The sequence below is a fragment of the Bacillus sp. SSR7 genome, assembly GCF_055902415.1.
Genome location: NZ_JBVVXV010000019.1, coordinates 76,346 through 92,773, shown reverse-complemented (window position 1 = coordinate 92,773; position 16,428 = coordinate 76,346). Strand labels below are relative to the sequence as shown.

The window sequence follows — 16,428 nt, the reverse complement described above, 5'->3', positions numbered from 1 at the left end:
GTCTTTTTATTATGCAATCAATCCTCATGAAAGCTTGTTCTCAATCATACACTTTCTTAAGGGAAAGTGTAAGGAGGGAAAATAATGAGAGCAAGTGACGATAAAGCACTGCAATATGCGATTGCGGAAATTACGGAAATTGCGACTGGATTTGGGCTTGATTTTTATCCGATGCGTTATGAAATATGTCCAGCGGAAATTATTTATACATTTGGTGCATATGGGATGCCGACGCGGTTTTCACATTGGAGTTTTGGAAAACAGTTTTTCAGAATGAAATTACAATACGATTTAGGACTTAGTAAAATATACGAACTCGTTATTAACTCTGATCCATGTTATGCCTTTTTATTAGATACGAACTCGTTAATTCAAAATAAATTAATTGTAGCGCACGTGTTAGCACACTGTGATTTCTTTAAAAATAATATTCGTTTTTCAAATACGAAGCGGGATATGGTAGAAAGTATGTCAGCAACAGCTGAACGGGTGAAAGCGTATGAGCATAAGTACGGAAAAGAAGAGGTAGAAACATTTTTAGATGCCGTACTTGCTATTCAAGAGCATATTGATCCGTCGCTTATGCGTCCAAAACTTGCGTGGAGTATTGATGATTTAGAAGAGGAAGAAGTAGAAAAGAAAAAGGTATCGCAATACGATGATTTATGGAATTTAGATAATCGAAATAAAAAACAGGAACGCTCCAATGTGCGTAAAAAGAAGAAAATCCCACCACAACCAGAAAAAGATTTACTTCTCTTTATTGAAGAATATAGCCGTGAGCTAGAAGATTGGCAGCGAGACATATTAACGATGATGCGAGAAGAAATGCTGTATTTCTGGCCGCAGCTTGAAACAAAAATCATGAATGAAGGCTGGGCATCATACTGGCATCAACGCATACTTCGCGAAATGGACTTAACATCTGATGAAGCAATTGAATTTGCGAAATTAAATGCAGGGGTTGTACAGCCATCCAAAACAAGTATTAATCCATACTACCTCGGTATTAAAATGTTTGAAGATATTGAAGAACGTTACAACAACCCGACAGAAGAAATGAAGCGACGAGGCGTCAAACCAGGATCTGGTCGAGACAAAATCTTTGAAGTACGCGAAATCGAATGGGACGTATCGTTCTTAAGAAACTACTTAAATAAAGATCTCGTAATGAGAGAAGATATGTACTTATTCCAGCGCCAAGGAAAAGAATATAAAGTAATAGATAAAGAGTGGGAACATGTGCGTGATCAACTCGTAAATATGCGTACAAATGGTGGTTTCCCGTACTTAGTAGTAGAAGATGGAGACTACTTAAAGAACGGAGAATTATACATTAAACATAGTTACGAAGGAATCGAGCTCGATTTAAAATACTTAGAAAAGGTATTACCATATCTTCATCAGCTGTGGGGAAGAACAGTGCATATGGAGTCAATTGTAGAGAGTAAGGGCGTTGTGTTTTCTTATGATGGGAAGATGGTGCATCGGAAGTATGTGTGAAGGAAGAACGGACATAGAATGCTATGTTCGTTCTTTTTTTATTTGGAACAAAGTCAAATATGCTATTCTTGAAAAAAGGGAGTTACATAGAGAAATGGAGCGATTCAAATGAGCAAAGTAGGGGTATGCAAGGTGGATATTACGCCGCCTGTTGGCATTGATTTTGTTGGATACCATAGAGAGACAGGAATAAATAATGTTGAAGAGCGTATTTATGGGACGGTTTTTGTATTTGAAAAAGATGAAATGAAAACTGTGTTTATAAGTATTGATAATATTGGAATGTTAGTAGAAGATACGAATATGATTCGTGAGCGAGTAGCAAGTAGGCTTCATGTTCCATTTGAGCGAATAACAGTTGTTTATACACATACACATTCTGGTCCAGAAACTGTTGGTGAGCAACCTTTAGTAAGGTCGTATAAAACGATTTTAGTAAATAATGTGGTGCAAGGTGCTGTTACTGCGAATAACAACTTGAAGCGATGTGAAGTTGGCTGGGGTGTTACGACAGGTGATATTGGAGTAAACCGAAGAGAGAGAACATCTGATGGAAGAGCGAAGATGGGAACAAATATAGAGGGTGTTGTAGATAAACGAATTGGTATGTTAGCAATAAAAGATGCTGAAACGAAGGAATTAACTGGGATTATAGTATTTTGTACGGCCCATCCGAATGTTTTAAAAGGTGATAGTGATGCATTATCAGCAGACTATCCGGGGATGACAAGAGAGATTCTTGAGAAGATCGTAAACTGTCCTGTTATGATTGTTCAAGGTGCTGCTGGTAATGTGAATGCGAAGTATCGAGGTTCTAAGGAAGCATTAACACAAATGGCTTACACGCTTAGTGGACATGTATTAACGATGTTACCGACAGTTACATATAGCCCAATTGTAAATGTAAGAACGATTTCGAGTATGGTGCAAATGAAGTTGAAGAATATCCCTGAAATTGATGAGATACGAAGCATGGCTTGGTTAGCTGAGAAGCAGTGGGGCGTGAATACGGATGAATGGCTTACTATAGTTTTAGAGAAATATAAGCAAGGTATTCGGCATTTAACTATTGATTTAGAAGTGCAACTGTTTCAAGTGAATGATGGTATGTTTTCAGGTATACCGATGGAACCTTTTTCGGAAACGGCATTAGAAGTGAAAGAGAATCTTCAAAATGAATTGGCTTTCTTTGGTGGATATATGAACGGATATATTGGTTACTTGCCGACAAAGGAAGAAATTTCATATGGTGGTTATGAAGTGGAATTAAGCCCTGTTGTGTATGGGCCGGTTACAAATTTATTGATGCCACCGGAGGAAAATACAGCAGATGTAATCGTACAGAAAGCTATAGAACTATACGTAAAAGAACTTAGAGAGATCTAAGTTCTTTTTTGTTTCAAATTTGTGAAAGAAAGACATATTAATTGAAATTCAATTTTTTATAATTTATCATATACCCATACAGGTATAGGTTTTATATGTATGATATATGAGGGAATTAAATAATAAATAGTATGGAGGTTTGAAATATGTCTAGAAAAATAGTTGTAGTAGGTGGAGTTGCCGGCGGAGCATCAGTAGCTGCAAGACTTCGTCGTTTAAGTGAAGAAGATGAAATTATTATGGTGGAGCGCGGTGAATATATTTCATTTGCAAACTGTGGATTGCCATACTATATTGGCGGCGTAATTATAGAAAGACAAAAATTATTAGTACAAACTGTTGAACAGATGTCTAAGCGTTTTAATTTAGATATACGTGTATTGAGTGAAGTGGTAAAGATTAATAAAGAAGAGAAAACAATTACGATAAAGAATGTAACGACAAATGAAACATATAACGAGGAATATGATGTGTTAATTCTTTCACCAGGGGCGAAACCAATTGTTCCACCTATTCCGGGCATTGAAGAAGCGAAGGCGTTGTTTACGTTACGAAATGTACCTGATACAGATCGTATTAAAGCGTATATTGATGAGAAGAAACCACGTCATGCGACGGTTATTGGTGGCGGATTTATTGGAGTGGAAATGGTTGAGAATTTAAGAGAACGCGGGATTGAGGTTACTCTTGTAGAGATGGCGAATCAAGTGATGCCACCAATCGATTATGAAATGGCAGCATATGTGCATGAACATATGAAAAATCACGATGTTGAGCTTGTTTTTGAAGATGGTGTAGATGCATTAGAAGAGAGCGGGACTGTTGTACGTTTAAAAAGTGGTTCAATTATAGAGACAGATATGATTATTTTAGCAATTGGTGTACAACCAGAGAGTAGTTTAGCGAAGGATGCAGGATTAGCACTAGGAGTTAGAGGGACGATAAAAGTAAATGAGAAATTTCAAACATCGGATCCACATGTATATGCAATTGGTGATGCGATTGAAGTAAAAGATTTTGTTACAGAAACAGAAACGATGATTCCTTTAGCGTGGCCGGCTAATCGTCAAGGTCGCATGTTAGCTGATATTATTCATGGTCATACCGATTCTTTATATAAAGGTACGCTAGGAACTTCTGTAGCTAAAGTTTTCGATTTAACAGTTGCTTCGACGGGAGTAAATGAGAAAATATTAAAACGATTAAATATACCCTATGAGGTAGTTCATGTGCAGGCAAATTCTCATGCTGGATATTATCCGAATGCTACGCCAGTACTAATAAAGTTAATTTTTAATAAAGAAAGCGGAAAAATTTACGGGGCACAGGCGTTAGGGCGTGACGGTGTAGATAAGCGTATGGATGTTATCGCAACGGCAATAAAAGCGAATTTAACTGTAATTGATTTGCCAGATTTAGAATTATCATATGCACCGCCTTATTCTTCTGCAAAAGATCCGGTAAACATGGTAGGGTATGCGGCAAGTAATATAGTGGATGGTTTTGTGGATACAGTACAATGGTATGAAATAGATCGTATTGTTGAAAATGGTGGGTATCTTATTGATGTTCGAGAGCCTAATGAACTAAAACAGGGAATGATTAAAGGTTCTATTAATATTCCTTTAGATGAATTACGTGATCGTTTGGATGAAGTGCCAGTGGATAAAGAAATATATATTACTTGTCAACTTGGTATGAGAGGGTATGTTGCAGCACGCATGTTAATGGAAAAAGGATACAAGGTAAAGAATGTAGATGGTGGTTTTAAATTGTATGGAACGATAGTACCAGAACGTGTTGTATATTGATATTTTTTCATCTTCCACTTCAAAATTTGGTGGAAGATGAAAGCTTATAGATTAAGGTTTCACTTTCTGTTTTGTGAATGTATAAGGTGAAAATTAAAAATAGGGGTTTACAAAATACCCTATAGGGTATAATATATTGTCATAGGTTATAAATAGTGACATAATGGTAATGAGGTGATTATACAATGGAATATAATCAAGACATGAAAAATAGATTAAAGCGTATTGAAGGGCAAGTTCGTGGTGTGCTTCGTATGATGGAAGAAGGAAAAGATTGCCGAGAGGTTATTACACAGTTAACGGCATCTCGTTCTGCACTTGATCGTACAATTGGACTTGTTGTTGGAACGAATTTAGAGCAATGTTTGCGTGAACAGTTTGAAAGTGGTAATGGTTCAAATGAAGAGTTAATTAAAGAAGCTGTTCAATTACTTGTAAAAAGCCGATAATCTGTCAAACGTAATTGTTGACAGATTTTCAAAAACATTTTAACATACCCCTACAGGTATATGTATATGAGTTGTGGAGGAATCGACTATGAGTATAAAAGTGGATATGAGTTTAGATTGTAAAGGGTTAGCTTGTCCGATGCCGATTGTGAAAACGAAGAAGGCGATAGAAGGATTGGCATCAGGACAAGTGATTGAAATTAAGGCAACAGATAAAGGGTCTACAGTAGACATACAAAGCTGGGCGAATAAAGTAGGGCATCAATATATCGGGACGAAACAAGAGGGCGATGTTTTGATGCATTACGTTAGGAAAGCGCATGAGCATGAAGTGAATGAAGTAGCAAAGTATCCTCATACAATTACGAATGCAGAGTTGGAAGAGATATTATTAAGTGATGAAGAGTGTATTGTATTAGATGTTCGAGAAGCGGCGGAATTCGCCTTTGGTCATATTCCATCTGCTATTTCGGTGCCATTAGGTGAACTAGAAAGCGCAAGGTTAGATAAGACGAAGCGAATTTATGTTGTTTGCCGAACTGGTAACCGTAGTGATGTAGCTTGCCAAATGTTGAAAGAGAAAGGTTATACAAATGTGAAAAATGTCATTCCAGGTATGGTAGAGTGGCAAGGAAATAGAGAGAATTAAATTTTTTTAAATAAAAATATACCATAGGGGGTAAAAAGATGAGCGTTAAATCATTACAAGCAAAAGATGTTGCAGAGAAAGTTTTATTCGGAGAGTTGTTTATTTTAGATGTTCGTAATGAGACGGATTATGAAGATTGGAAAATTGAAGGTAAACAAATCTCATCTATAAATAAACCGTATTTTGATTTGCTAGATGGTGTAGATCATATTGTAAGTGAATTACCTAAGGGTAAAGATGTTTTAGTAGTATGTGCAAAAGAAGGATCTTCTATATTTGTGGCAGAGCAATTAACAGAGGCCGGATTAGAAAATATTTATTATTTAGCTGGCGGTATGAAAGCTTGGAGTGAATATGTGAAGCCGCTAAAAGTAGGAGATGTACAGGGCGGAGGAAGTATATATCAATTTAATCGCCTTGGAAAAGGTTGTTTATCTTATATGGTCGTTTCAAATGGTGAAGCAGCAGTTATTGATGCAGTCAGAACAGTTGAAGCATATGAAGAGTTTGCGAAAGAGCATGGCGTTATGATTACGAATGTAATGGATACACATTTACATGCAGACCATATTTCGGGTGGACGTAAGTTAGCTGAAAAAGTAGGTGGTACGTATTGGTTACCGCCAAAAGATGCGGAGGAAGTTGTTTTCTCATATAAGCCGCTCGTTGAAGGATCTATCATTACGGTGGGGGGTACTAAAATTGAAATTGATGCATTATACTCACCGGGGCATACGATTGGAAGTACATCATTTATTGTAGATGATTCCTATTTATTATCAGGTGATATTTTATTTGTTGATTCAATCGGGCGTCCAGATCTTGCTGGAAAGGCTGAAGATTGGGTGAGTGATTTACGAGAAACTCTATATAACCGATATAAAGTACTATCTCAACAATTAATCGTGTTACCAGCTCATTATTCAAAAATAAGTGAAATGGATGAGAATGGTGTTGTGAGCGCAAAGTTAAACGATTTATTTGCGTATAATGCAGGACTCAACATTGAGGATGAGGGAGAGTTTCGTAAAGTTGTAACGGAGAATTTACCACCTCAGCCGAATGCTTACGAAGAAATTCGTCAAACGAATATGGGTAAAATCCATCCGAGTGTGGATGAAGAGCGTGAAATGGAGATTGGTCCCAATCGTTGTGCAGTTCATAATTAATTTGGCTTCAAATGAAATAAAAACAGGAGGTATATAAGATGAAAGTGAAAGAAGTATTAGATGCGAAAGGATTAGCATGTCCAATGCCGATTGTAAGAACGAAGAAGGCAATGGAAGCATTACAATCGGGGGAAGTATTAGAAGTACACGTAACAGATAAAGGTGCGATTAAAGATATTCCAGCATGGTCACAAAAAGGTGGTCATGAAGTGTTAAAGCATACAGAAGAAGATGGCGAATTAAAGTTCTGGATTAAGAAAGCTTAATTATAAAAACAGGAGGTATATGAGATGAATGTAAAGCAAGTATTAGATGTAAAAGGATTAGCGTGTCCAATGCCAATTGTAAAAACAAAGAAGGCAATGGAAGCATTACAATCAGGAGAAGTGCTAGAAGTACACACAACAGATAAAGGTGCGATTAAAGATATTCCAGCATGGTCACAAACAGGCGGTCATGAAGTGTTAAAACACACGGAAGAAGATGGTGAATTAAAGTTCTGGATCAAGAAAGCATAGCATTTCAATAATAGGCGGAGGAGCAAATCATCTGCTTATTATTGAAAGTAAAGAGGATAATCATATATGTTTTATATAGTTATACCCCTAATAGTATTGGCGCTGGGAAGTTTAGTAAAACGTTACATTCCCGTTTTAAATGTTGCATCTATTTCGTTAGAACAAGTAAGGAAAATGGAAAGTGTTATTGTAGATGTACGAAATTATACAGAGAGCGACAGTGATAACAATTCTAGAATTATGTGTATACCATATGCGTATTTAAAACGGTATTATCATGAAATACCAAATAAGCCTTTGCATCTTATTGTTCATAATAAAGTGGATCGGAATTTAAGTATCCGCTTTTTAAGAAAGAAGGGGTTCCATATTCAAAGTTATAGTATATATTTGGATGGGAAAAAAGCACAGAAGGAGTTTAAATAGCTTTATGGATGTAAAGACAATCTTGAATGTAGTCTTAATTGTACTTGTATCGTGGTTTATTATTTCTCGCTTCTTACCAGTTAGAGGAGTAAGAAATATTTCAGGGAAAGAATTAAAACGTATGATGGGGCAAAAGAATAAACAATTTATCGATGTTCGTACAGTAGGTGAATATAGAGGGAATCATATGAAAGAATTTCAAAATATCCCGCTAAATGAGCTAGCTAGCAAGGCGAATCAATTAGATAAGAATAAGGAAGTAATCGTTATTTGTCAGAGCGGGATGAGAAGTAAGCAGGCTGCAAAATTATTAAAAAAATTAGGATTTCAGCACGTTATCAATGTTTCAGGCGGCATGAATGGTTTGTGAGGAGGAAATGTAAAATGAAAGAAATGACAGCAAAAGAATTAGAAGAAAAATTGTTACGTAAAGAAGCAGTAAATATCGTAGACGTACGTGAAGTAGAGGAAGTCGCCGAGGGGAAAATTCCAGAAGCCTGTAACATTCCACTAGGACTGTTAGAATTTCGTATGCATGAGTTAGATAAAAAGAAAGAATATATTATCGTTTGTCGCTCTGGCGGGAGAAGTGCAAGAGCTGTGCAATTTTTAGAAGGTTACGGTTTTCGAGTCATTAATATGGTAGGTGGTATGTTAGCGTGGGAAGGGAAAGTAGAATAGGGCGAAACGATTTTTTATAACAATAAAAATACCCCTATAGGTAATTGGAGGGAGAACAACATGGAACAACAGAAGAAAACAACAATCGTTTTATTTAGCGGAGATTACGATAAAGCGATGGCTGCTTATATTATTGCAAATGGTGCAGCGGCGTATGATCAAGAGGTGACTATTTTTCATACTTTCTGGGGATTAAATGCTTTAAGGAAAGATGAACCTGTGAAGATAAAGAAAACTTTCATAGAAAAAGTATTTGGAAAAATGATGCCCCGCGGTGCTGATAAGATGGGATTATCAAAAATGAATTTTGCTGGTATGGGACCAAAGATGATTAAAGGTATTATGAAAAAACATAATGCGATGCCTTTACCAGATTTAATTGATTTGGCGAAAGAACAGGGGATTAAACTTGTAGCTTGTCAAATGACAGTAGATTTATTAGGGTTAAAAGAGGAAGAGATTATGGAAGGGGTAGAGTTTGCAGGAGTAGGAGCTTATTTAGCAGATGCTTCGGACGGGAATGTGAACTTATTCATTTAAATCACCTTCTTTTTAGAAGGCGGGGGATATAAGGTGAGTTTAGTCGTATTACTTTTTATAATTGGGTTTATAGGATCGTTTATATCAGGAATGGTTGGAATTGGCGGTGCGATTATTAATTATCCGATGATCTTATACATTCCGGTATTGCTAGGATTTACTGGCTATACTGCACATGAAGTAAGTGGTATTACAGCGGTGCAAGTATTCTTTGCAACTTTTGCAGGGGCATGGGCCTATCGGAAAAGTAATGATATGGATAAAACACTAGTTGTGTATATGGGAGCTAGTATATTAATAGGAAGTTTCATAGGGAGTTTTGGTGCTAACGTATTAGCGGAACATACGGTCAATGTTGTTTATGCAGCGTTAGCAACAATTGCTGCTATTATGATGTTCGTACCGAAACGAAATAATGGTGATGAAGTGAAATATAATAAATGGTTAGCAAGCTTGTTAGCATTTATTGTAGGAGGCACATCAGGCATTATAGGTGCTGGAGGTTCGTTCCTTTTAGTTCCGATTATGTTAGTTATTTTAAAGTTACCGATACGTACAACAATAGCGACATCTATCGCTATTACGTTTATTTCCTCAGTAGGGATTACAACTGGAAAAGTAGTAACTGGGCAAGTAGTTGTAATGCCAGCTCTTATTATTGCGATTGCAAGTATCTTTGCTGCGCCGCTTGGAGCGCGAGTTGGGAAAAGGATCAATCAAAAAGCACTACAATATATGTTATCGATTTTGATTGTAGGTACTGCTGTTAAGATGTGGATTGATATGTTATCGAAATAAAAGGATGGTGCTGCTTGCAGCCCATCCTTTTATTTATGCCCAAATCACTTTCATTAAGTTTTTATATTCGTCATTTGCTAATTTATATAGCATTCTCGTATGTTCAAAGACAAGTGCTGGATTGAAATTTGGTTCTGAGAATGCAAGAGATGTTGAAATATCAATTGCATTTTGCTTGTTTAATGTAAATTTTGCAAATCGATAAGATGTGTTTAATTCATTAATAACATGCAAAATATCATTTGTTGCTGTTGCATCAGGTACGTGAGCAACATTGAAGCAGTATATATCTACAGTAGGATGTTCGTTTTGGAAAGCAGCGATCAGTTGAATTTTTGCGCCAGCTTCTGTCTCTAACCCTACTGAAAAATGAACAGAACCATCATTTTCATCTATATTTTCTTCCATGTATATATCGTTTGACTTTAAGTAGTCCTTAAAATCTGAGATGTTATGTTTTACTGCAGCTTTCATATGTATGAGCCCCCTGATAATTGGAATAGATTGCTACTATTTATTATAATTTAAAAATATTAAAAAAGATAGTTAGAAAGTTCTGATTTTTAATTGTGAAGCAATAAAAAGAAGCAGTACTCTACCTCCATAGAGAACTGCTTCTTTTTTATTCATTGTCGTTAGACGATGTTTCTTTGTCTTCATTGCTATTTTTTGATGCATTGTTACTTGATTCGCGTTCACTTGTATTTTCAGACTTAGATTCTTTTGTTTTCTCTGTACTTGTTTTTTTCGAATCAGAGTCTGTTTTTGTATATGCAGGTAATCCAAGATGAGTACGAAGATCGTTTGTAACTTTTGCTAATTCTTTTTTATCTGGATTGTAGTAATACGTTCGGCCGCCACCAGCAGATTGGCTACAAGTATCATCACCTTTTGCCATGTAGCAGTCTTCGCCTTGAATTTGTAATTTTTCTATTTCTGAATCCGATCCGTACTTATAGAATGAAAGCATATCATCGAATGTTAAGTTTGTAACGAATTGTCCGTTAATATCATCAATGATGTTACCAACTTTTGTTACAGATCCAACGCTTGTTAGTTTCTTTAAAATTGCTTCAATAACGAGCTGTTGACGTTGCCCACGCATTGCATCACTATCGATGTGGCGTGTTCTAGCAAGAGCAAGAGCTTCTTCACTATTTAGCTTTTGAACACCTTTCTTCAGGTGAATTGCATCAGCATTATCATTACTATCTTGTTCCGTAAATTCAACTGGTACGTCAACTTCAATGCCGCCTAAATCGTCGACAATTTTCATAAATGATTTGAAGTTAAACTTTACAAAGTAATCAACAGGAACATTTAGTAATTTTTCAACTGCATCAATACTTGCTTGTGGTCCACCATCTTTTCCGTTTTTAGTAGAACCGTATGCATGAGCGTGTGTAATTTTATCTTTTTTCTTTTCCACTGGAATATACGTATATGTATCTCGTGGAATACTTAATAGTTTTACAGTTTTGCTATCTTTATTAAACGTTGCAAGTAATAGTGCATCCGTTCTTATAGCTTCACCATATTCTTTCCCACGGACATCGCTTTCATCAACGCCCATGATTAAGACAGAGACATTGTTTGTAATAGGTTTTACAACTTTATCACGTAAATCAGATTTATCACCGCGTGCTAAATCGTGTGCGGCATTTCGAACAGCAGAAGATGCTTTATTTACTAAAAACCAAGTATAACCGCCACCTACTATTAAAAAGAATAGAATAACGCTTATAATAATTTTTGTTTTTTTCTTACTTTTTTTCGGTTTACTGCGTGTATTTTCTTGCAAAGATGGGTTTTGCTCCATTTCCTGTACTCCTTCATTTGGATTGAAATACGACACTCATATCCACTTATTATAATGAAATTTGACGAAAAAAAACATTACAAAACATTTACATTTCGTAAAAATTCAATTTATTTATAAAAAGTCAGATTTTTTATATTTTATTTTTGAGATGTAGAATAAGTATAAGTTGTTTTAGTGGAAATGAAAATATGTATTGTGAGAAAGTAATAGAGAAGTAAGATTTGTTGAAATATAGCCATGAAGAAATGAGTAGGTTTAATTATTTCTTCTATATAATAAAGAAGAAATTTACGGATAAAGGAGAGGGCATAATGAATCATACATCATTCCGAGCAATCGTTGTGAACGAAGCGGAAAATCATCAGTTTGAAAGAAAAGTTGTTGAAAGAGAAGTAAGTAGTTTACCAGAAGGAGATGTGCTAATAAGGGTTCATTATTCTTCCTTAAATTATAAAGATGCCCTTTCGGCTACTGGAAATAAAGGTGTGACGAGAACATATCCTCATACGCCAGGAATCGATGCCACAGGAGAAGTTGTGAGTAGTGAAGATAACTCTTTTAAGGTAGGAGATCAAGTTATTGTAACGGGATATGACTTAGGTATGAATACCTCTGGTGGTTTCGGAGAATATATTCGCGTGCCATCATCTTGGGTCGTGCCTTTACCAGAAGGACTGTCATTAAAGGAAAGTATGATGTACGGGACGGCAGGTTTTACAGCCGCTTTATCAGTATATAAGCTTATTAGAGCAGGAGTAACGCCTAGTATGGGCGATGTTTTAGTAACGGGTGCTACAGGCGGTGTAGGAAGTGTAGCTGTTAGTATTTTAAGTAAGTTAGGGTTTAGCGTAGTAGGAGCGACAGGAAAAATGGAAGAGGAACAGATGCTACTACGTCTAGGAGCGAAAAAAGTGATGCATCGCGCGGAATTGAATGATGAATCAGGAAGACCAATGTTAAAAGGAATATACGCCGGGGTTATCGATACTGTAGGTGGACATATGTTAGAAACCGCTTTAAAAACGGTAAAGTATGGCGGGTGCGTAACGACATGCGGTAATGTGGCAGGCCAGCAATTACAAACAACGGTATATCCGTTTATTTTACGAGGTATCAGCCTGTTAGGGATAGATTCAGTGCAATGCCCAGTGGATGTGAGAAGAGATGTGTGGACGCTCCTAGCCAATGAATGGGGAAATAAAGAGTTGCGATCTTATACAGAAGAATGTGCATTAGAAGAATTAGATGAGAAGTTTACACTTATATTGCAAGGAAAGTTAAAAGGAAGAACGGTTGTAAATATGAAATGAAAAAAGAGACGCTCACGTTAGCGTCTCTTTTTTATTATAATGATTGTTTTAAATTGACTTTACCTTGTTCACCTAAAACACCATCAGCGATATTTACAGCGTGATCGCCAATACGCTCTAAGTTACTTACCATATCAACGAAGATGATACTTGCATCACCTGAACAGCTACGTTCGTTCAGACGTAATACGTGACGTTTACGAAGAACACGTTCCATTTGATCGATTTTACGTTCTTTTGCAATAACAGTTTGAGCTAGTTCAGTATCGAAGTTTGTTAAAGCTTCAACTGCGTCTTGTAATGTTGAAATCGTTAACTCAAGCATTTCATTTAGTTCAGTTAGTGCCTCGTCTGATAGGGAAACACGGTTTGAAATTTGGAAATCTACAAGTTCTACAAGGTTTTCTACATGATCACCGACACGTTCAATATCTCCAACAACACCTGCTAGAACTGAATGCTTCTCAGAGTCTGTCGGTGAAAGTGGTTTTTCTGATAGTAAAACTAAATACTCGGTAATCTTTTTATCTAAATTGTTAATAGCTCCTTCTAATTGAGTAGCCATGTCAGCGTGTTTTTTATCTTGTGTGTTTAAAAATTGGTTTGCTTCTTTTAATCCATGTAATGAAAACTCAGCCATACGAATAATTTCTTTTTGTGCTTCTGTTAAAGCAATAGCTGGAGATTGTTCAATGAAGATTGGATTTAAATGTTGCGGTTTGAAATCAATAGCAGCATCTTCACCACGAATAATTTTCGTTACAATCCATGCTAATACAGCGATGAATGGGAATTGAACAATAGTGTTCGTTACGTTAAATGTTCCATGTGCAAATGCAATTGTCATTTCTGGATTTAAGTTTAATGACGTTTGGAAATATTGAATTAAATTTGTAAAAGGTATTAATAAAATCGTAAAGATGATTGTACCGACAATATTAAAGATAACGTGAACTAATGCCGCACGTCTTGCAGCAATTGAAGTACCGATTGCTGCTAATACTGCTGTAATTGTTGTACCGATATTATCACCGAATAATACAGGAAGGGCAGCTTGTAAATCGATTGCACCTTGACCGAATAGCTCTTGTAAAATACCGATTGTTGCACTTGAACTTTGTACAATTAAAGTGAAGACTGTACCAACAACAATACCTAAAATTGGATTATCACTCATGCTAACTGTTAATTCCTGGAATGACTCTAAAGAACGAAGAGGCTTCATACCTGTGCTCATTAGTTCTAAACCGAAGAATAACATACCAAAACCGAATATAACTTGACCTAAAGAATGTACTTTTTTATTTTTAAAGAAGAATAGTAAGATAGCTCCAACTGCCATAATTGGAAGAGCATATTCTCCGATTTTAATTCCGATAATAAATGCAGTAACTGTCGTACCGATGTTCGCACCCATAATAACACCGATTGCTTGTCTTAATGTCATAAATCCAGCACTTACGAGTCCGACTGTTAAAGCGGTTGTTCCTGAACTTGATTGGATTAATACAGTAACTAGCATACCTGCTAGTACACCCATCAGTGGGTTTGTTGTAAAGCGATCTAGAATATCGCGAAGACGATCTCCAGCCGCTTGTTGCAGTCCATCGCCCATGTATTTAATCCCGAATAAGAAAATACCTAATCCACCAATGAACTGGAAGATCATATCTTGAACATTATATTCCACGCATTCCACTCCTTAAATTTCATGTACGATGTAATTATTAACTGAACCTTGAGGCACTGTAAACGGTTTATCAGTAAAATTTACACTAAATTTACAAAGGGAAGAAAAGTTTGCAATTCCTTAAAGAAATGGCTGTATTTTATTGGTTTTTATCTTGTATAAATCTTAATTTTGTAAAGAAATCACACTTTTTAGAATGCTATTTTTCGGTTGAATATGAAGGAAAGCGTCTGCGAGTTCATCGTATATTTTTTGATGAAAGTTAATAAAATATGTAGGAAAATGCATGTAGTTTTATAACATCAAAAATACGAAAAAAGCCACTGGAATTATCCAGCCGCTTTTTCTCTGTTTTTATTTCCGTGCTTTTGTTTTCTTACACTTGTGATGTAAATAAACAGGAAAGCAATAAGTAGTAGAGAGGAATAACGATATACAGTTGCATAGTTTGTAAAATGTGCAATGAATCCAAAAATAATCGCGCCAGCACCAATTCCTAGGTCAAATGCTGAGAAGAATGTAGCTGTTGCAACTCCTCGGCGGTGAGGTGCTACTCGGTCGATCATCCATGCTTGTAGAGCAGGTTGAATCGCTCCAAATCCACTTCCGTAGCATGCTGCCGCAATAATTAAACTTGGAATTGTAGTTGTATACGACAATAAAATAATACCTGTAAACGTAATAATAACTCCTGGAATAATAACGAATGTATGACCTTTCGCATCATATAATTTTCCAGAAAACGGCCGAGTGACGGCGATTGCAAGTGCATTAAATAAGAAGAAGAGGCTTATATCAGCAATTCCGACTTCCGTAGCAAATAATGTAATAAAGCTCCCGATTCCTCCGTACATTAATGTAATACATAATATTAATAATGAAGGAAGTAAAGCTTTACGTTCAATAAATCCATCAAGGAAGGTACCAGATGTTTGCTGTGGTGATTGCGGCGATTTTTTGATTTGAAGTAGTTTCGTTAATATTAATGAAACAATTGTACAGGAAAGTGCACATAAAAAAAGAATCGTGAAGTTATATGTTTGCATAAGCCAAAGTCCGATAAGTGGACCGAGCGCCATTGCAATCGTTCCAGAAAGACCGAAATATCCCATGCCTTCACCACGGCGAGCTTGCGGAATTAAATCTGAAACGACAGTTCCATATGTAGTCGTTGTAATACCAAAACCAGCTCCGTGTAAAATTCGAACGGCAAGCAATAGGAAAACAGTTGAAGCGAAAAGGTAACTACCCATAGCGAGTAAACAAATAGCAGTACCAATCATTAAAATGATTTTTTTGCTGAATTTTTGCAAGGCATTTCCAGTTAGCGGTCTAACAAAAAGTGCCGCAACAGTAAACATGCCGACAACGAATCCGATATTGGAACTTGTACCTCCAATTTCTTTCACATAAACGGGTAAAGTAGGAATTAACATTTGAAACCCTAAAAACATACATAAGTTTGCTAGAATTAGCGCGACAAATTCTTTTGTCCATAACGGTTCTCGTTTTACGAGTATTGCTTCTCCCATGTATTCATCCCCTATATAAAAAATTTCTCTTTTCTTTCGAGTATATGTATTGGCCAATGTAACAGTCAAGGAAGGTGCCTTGAAAACGTACAACAATTTTCGAGGTAAAAAACTGACAAATTTGTGTAAAAGCTACACAACTAT

Annotated in this window: 18 protein-coding genes; 14 read left to right on the top strand and 4 right to left on the bottom strand. The window is 36.3% G+C overall.

The window, feature by feature from the left end; all coding sequences use genetic code 11:
• The first annotated feature begins 84 nt into the window (after positions 1–84).
• The 13 genes from spoVR (at position 85) to AC0NJG_RS25215 (ending at position 9,930) form a co-directional block, all read left to right on the top strand.
• On the top strand, positions 85–1,503 hold the full coding sequence (spoVR, locus tag AC0NJG_RS25275) for a stage V sporulation protein SpoVR (RefSeq protein ID WP_048554287.1): 1,419 nt from the start codon (positions 85–87) through the stop codon (positions 1,501–1,503).
• Between the two features lie 108 nt (positions 1,504–1,611).
• Complete coding sequence (locus tag AC0NJG_RS25270; protein ID WP_087951423.1) at positions 1,612–2,889, top strand: neutral/alkaline non-lysosomal ceramidase N-terminal domain-containing protein; 1,278 nt, start codon at positions 1,612–1,614, stop codon at positions 2,887–2,889.
• A 146-nt stretch (positions 2,890–3,035) separates the two neighbouring features.
• A complete protein-coding gene (gene cdr, locus AC0NJG_RS25265) occupies positions 3,036–4,700 on the top strand; it encodes a CoA-disulfide reductase (protein ID WP_474063580.1) in 1,665 nt (554 codons plus the stop codon).
• 185 nt (positions 4,701–4,885) lie between these two features.
• The gene (locus tag AC0NJG_RS25260; RefSeq protein ID WP_000456206.1) at positions 4,886–5,149 is read left to right on the top strand and encodes a metal-sensitive transcriptional regulator; all 264 of its coding nucleotides are present in this window, start codon (positions 4,886–4,888) and stop codon (positions 5,147–5,149) included.
• A gap of 88 nt (positions 5,150–5,237) precedes the next feature.
• Positions 5,238–5,798, top strand: a complete 561-nt coding sequence (locus AC0NJG_RS25255) for a sulfurtransferase TusA family protein (protein ID WP_474063579.1) — start codon at positions 5,238–5,240, stop codon at positions 5,796–5,798.
• Between the two features lie 38 nt (positions 5,799–5,836).
• Positions 5,837–6,967 carry an MBL fold metallo-hydrolase gene (locus AC0NJG_RS25250; protein ID WP_474063578.1) on the top strand — a complete coding sequence of 377 codons (1,131 nt, stop codon included), beginning with the start codon at positions 5,837–5,839 and terminating at the stop codon, positions 6,965–6,967.
• Positions 6,968–7,005: 38 nt separating this feature from the next.
• Positions 7,006–7,233, top strand: a complete 228-nt coding sequence (locus tag AC0NJG_RS25245; protein WP_074602655.1) for a sulfurtransferase TusA family protein — start codon at positions 7,006–7,008, stop codon at positions 7,231–7,233.
• Between the two features lie 24 nt (positions 7,234–7,257).
• Positions 7,258–7,485, top strand: a complete 228-nt coding sequence (locus tag AC0NJG_RS25240; protein WP_001101368.1) for a sulfurtransferase TusA family protein — start codon at positions 7,258–7,260, stop codon at positions 7,483–7,485.
• Between the two features lie 66 nt (positions 7,486–7,551).
• A complete protein-coding gene (locus tag AC0NJG_RS25235) occupies positions 7,552–7,911 on the top strand; it encodes a sulfurtransferase (RefSeq protein WP_474063577.1) in 360 nt (119 codons plus the stop codon).
• 4 nt (positions 7,912–7,915) lie between these two features.
• Positions 7,916–8,281: a rhodanese-like domain-containing protein gene (locus AC0NJG_RS25230; RefSeq protein WP_474063576.1), complete on the top strand. Its 366-nt coding sequence runs from the start codon at positions 7,916–7,918 to the stop codon at positions 8,279–8,281.
• 14 nt (positions 8,282–8,295) lie between these two features.
• Positions 8,296–8,592 carry a rhodanese-like domain-containing protein gene (locus tag AC0NJG_RS25225; RefSeq protein WP_000661795.1) on the top strand — a complete coding sequence of 99 codons (297 nt, stop codon included), beginning with the start codon at positions 8,296–8,298 and terminating at the stop codon, positions 8,590–8,592.
• 60 nt (positions 8,593–8,652) lie between these two features.
• The gene (locus AC0NJG_RS25220) at positions 8,653–9,132 is read left to right on the top strand and encodes a DsrE/DsrF/DrsH-like family protein (RefSeq protein ID WP_087951430.1); all 480 of its coding nucleotides are present in this window, start codon (positions 8,653–8,655) and stop codon (positions 9,130–9,132) included.
• 33 nt (positions 9,133–9,165) lie between these two features.
• The gene (locus AC0NJG_RS25215; RefSeq protein WP_308902202.1) at positions 9,166–9,930 is read left to right on the top strand and encodes a sulfite exporter TauE/SafE family protein; all 765 of its coding nucleotides are present in this window, start codon (positions 9,166–9,168) and stop codon (positions 9,928–9,930) included.
• Positions 9,931–9,963: 33 nt separating this feature from the next.
• On the opposite strand, the gene AC0NJG_RS25210 is transcribed toward AC0NJG_RS25215, so the two are convergent.
• The gene (locus AC0NJG_RS25210; RefSeq protein ID WP_000642359.1) at positions 9,964–10,404 is read right to left on the bottom strand and encodes a hypothetical protein; all 441 of its coding nucleotides are present in this window, start codon (positions 10,402–10,404) and stop codon (positions 9,964–9,966) included.
• Between the two features lie 148 nt (positions 10,405–10,552).
• Positions 10,553–11,749 carry an LCP family protein gene (locus AC0NJG_RS25205; protein ID WP_087951432.1) on the bottom strand — a complete coding sequence of 399 codons (1,197 nt, stop codon included), beginning with the start codon at positions 11,747–11,749 and terminating at the stop codon, positions 10,553–10,555.
• A gap of 314 nt (positions 11,750–12,063) precedes the next feature.
• Here AC0NJG_RS25205 and AC0NJG_RS25200 point away from each other — a divergent pair, with 314 nt between their 5' ends.
• On the top strand, positions 12,064–13,062 hold the full coding sequence (locus tag AC0NJG_RS25200) for a YhdH/YhfP family quinone oxidoreductase (RefSeq protein ID WP_372514562.1): 999 nt from the start codon (positions 12,064–12,066) through the stop codon (positions 13,060–13,062).
• Positions 13,063–13,096: 34 nt separating this feature from the next.
• Here the strand turns inward: AC0NJG_RS25200 and AC0NJG_RS25195 are convergent, their stop codons facing one another.
• Positions 13,097–14,752 carry a Na/Pi cotransporter family protein gene (locus tag AC0NJG_RS25195; protein ID WP_087951434.1) on the bottom strand — a complete coding sequence of 552 codons (1,656 nt, stop codon included), beginning with the start codon at positions 14,750–14,752 and terminating at the stop codon, positions 13,097–13,099.
• A gap of 329 nt (positions 14,753–15,081) precedes the next feature.
• The gene (locus AC0NJG_RS25190) at positions 15,082–16,284 is read right to left on the bottom strand and encodes an MFS transporter (RefSeq protein ID WP_087951435.1); all 1,203 of its coding nucleotides are present in this window, start codon (positions 16,282–16,284) and stop codon (positions 15,082–15,084) included.
• Between the last annotated feature and the right edge of the window lie 144 nt (positions 16,285–16,428).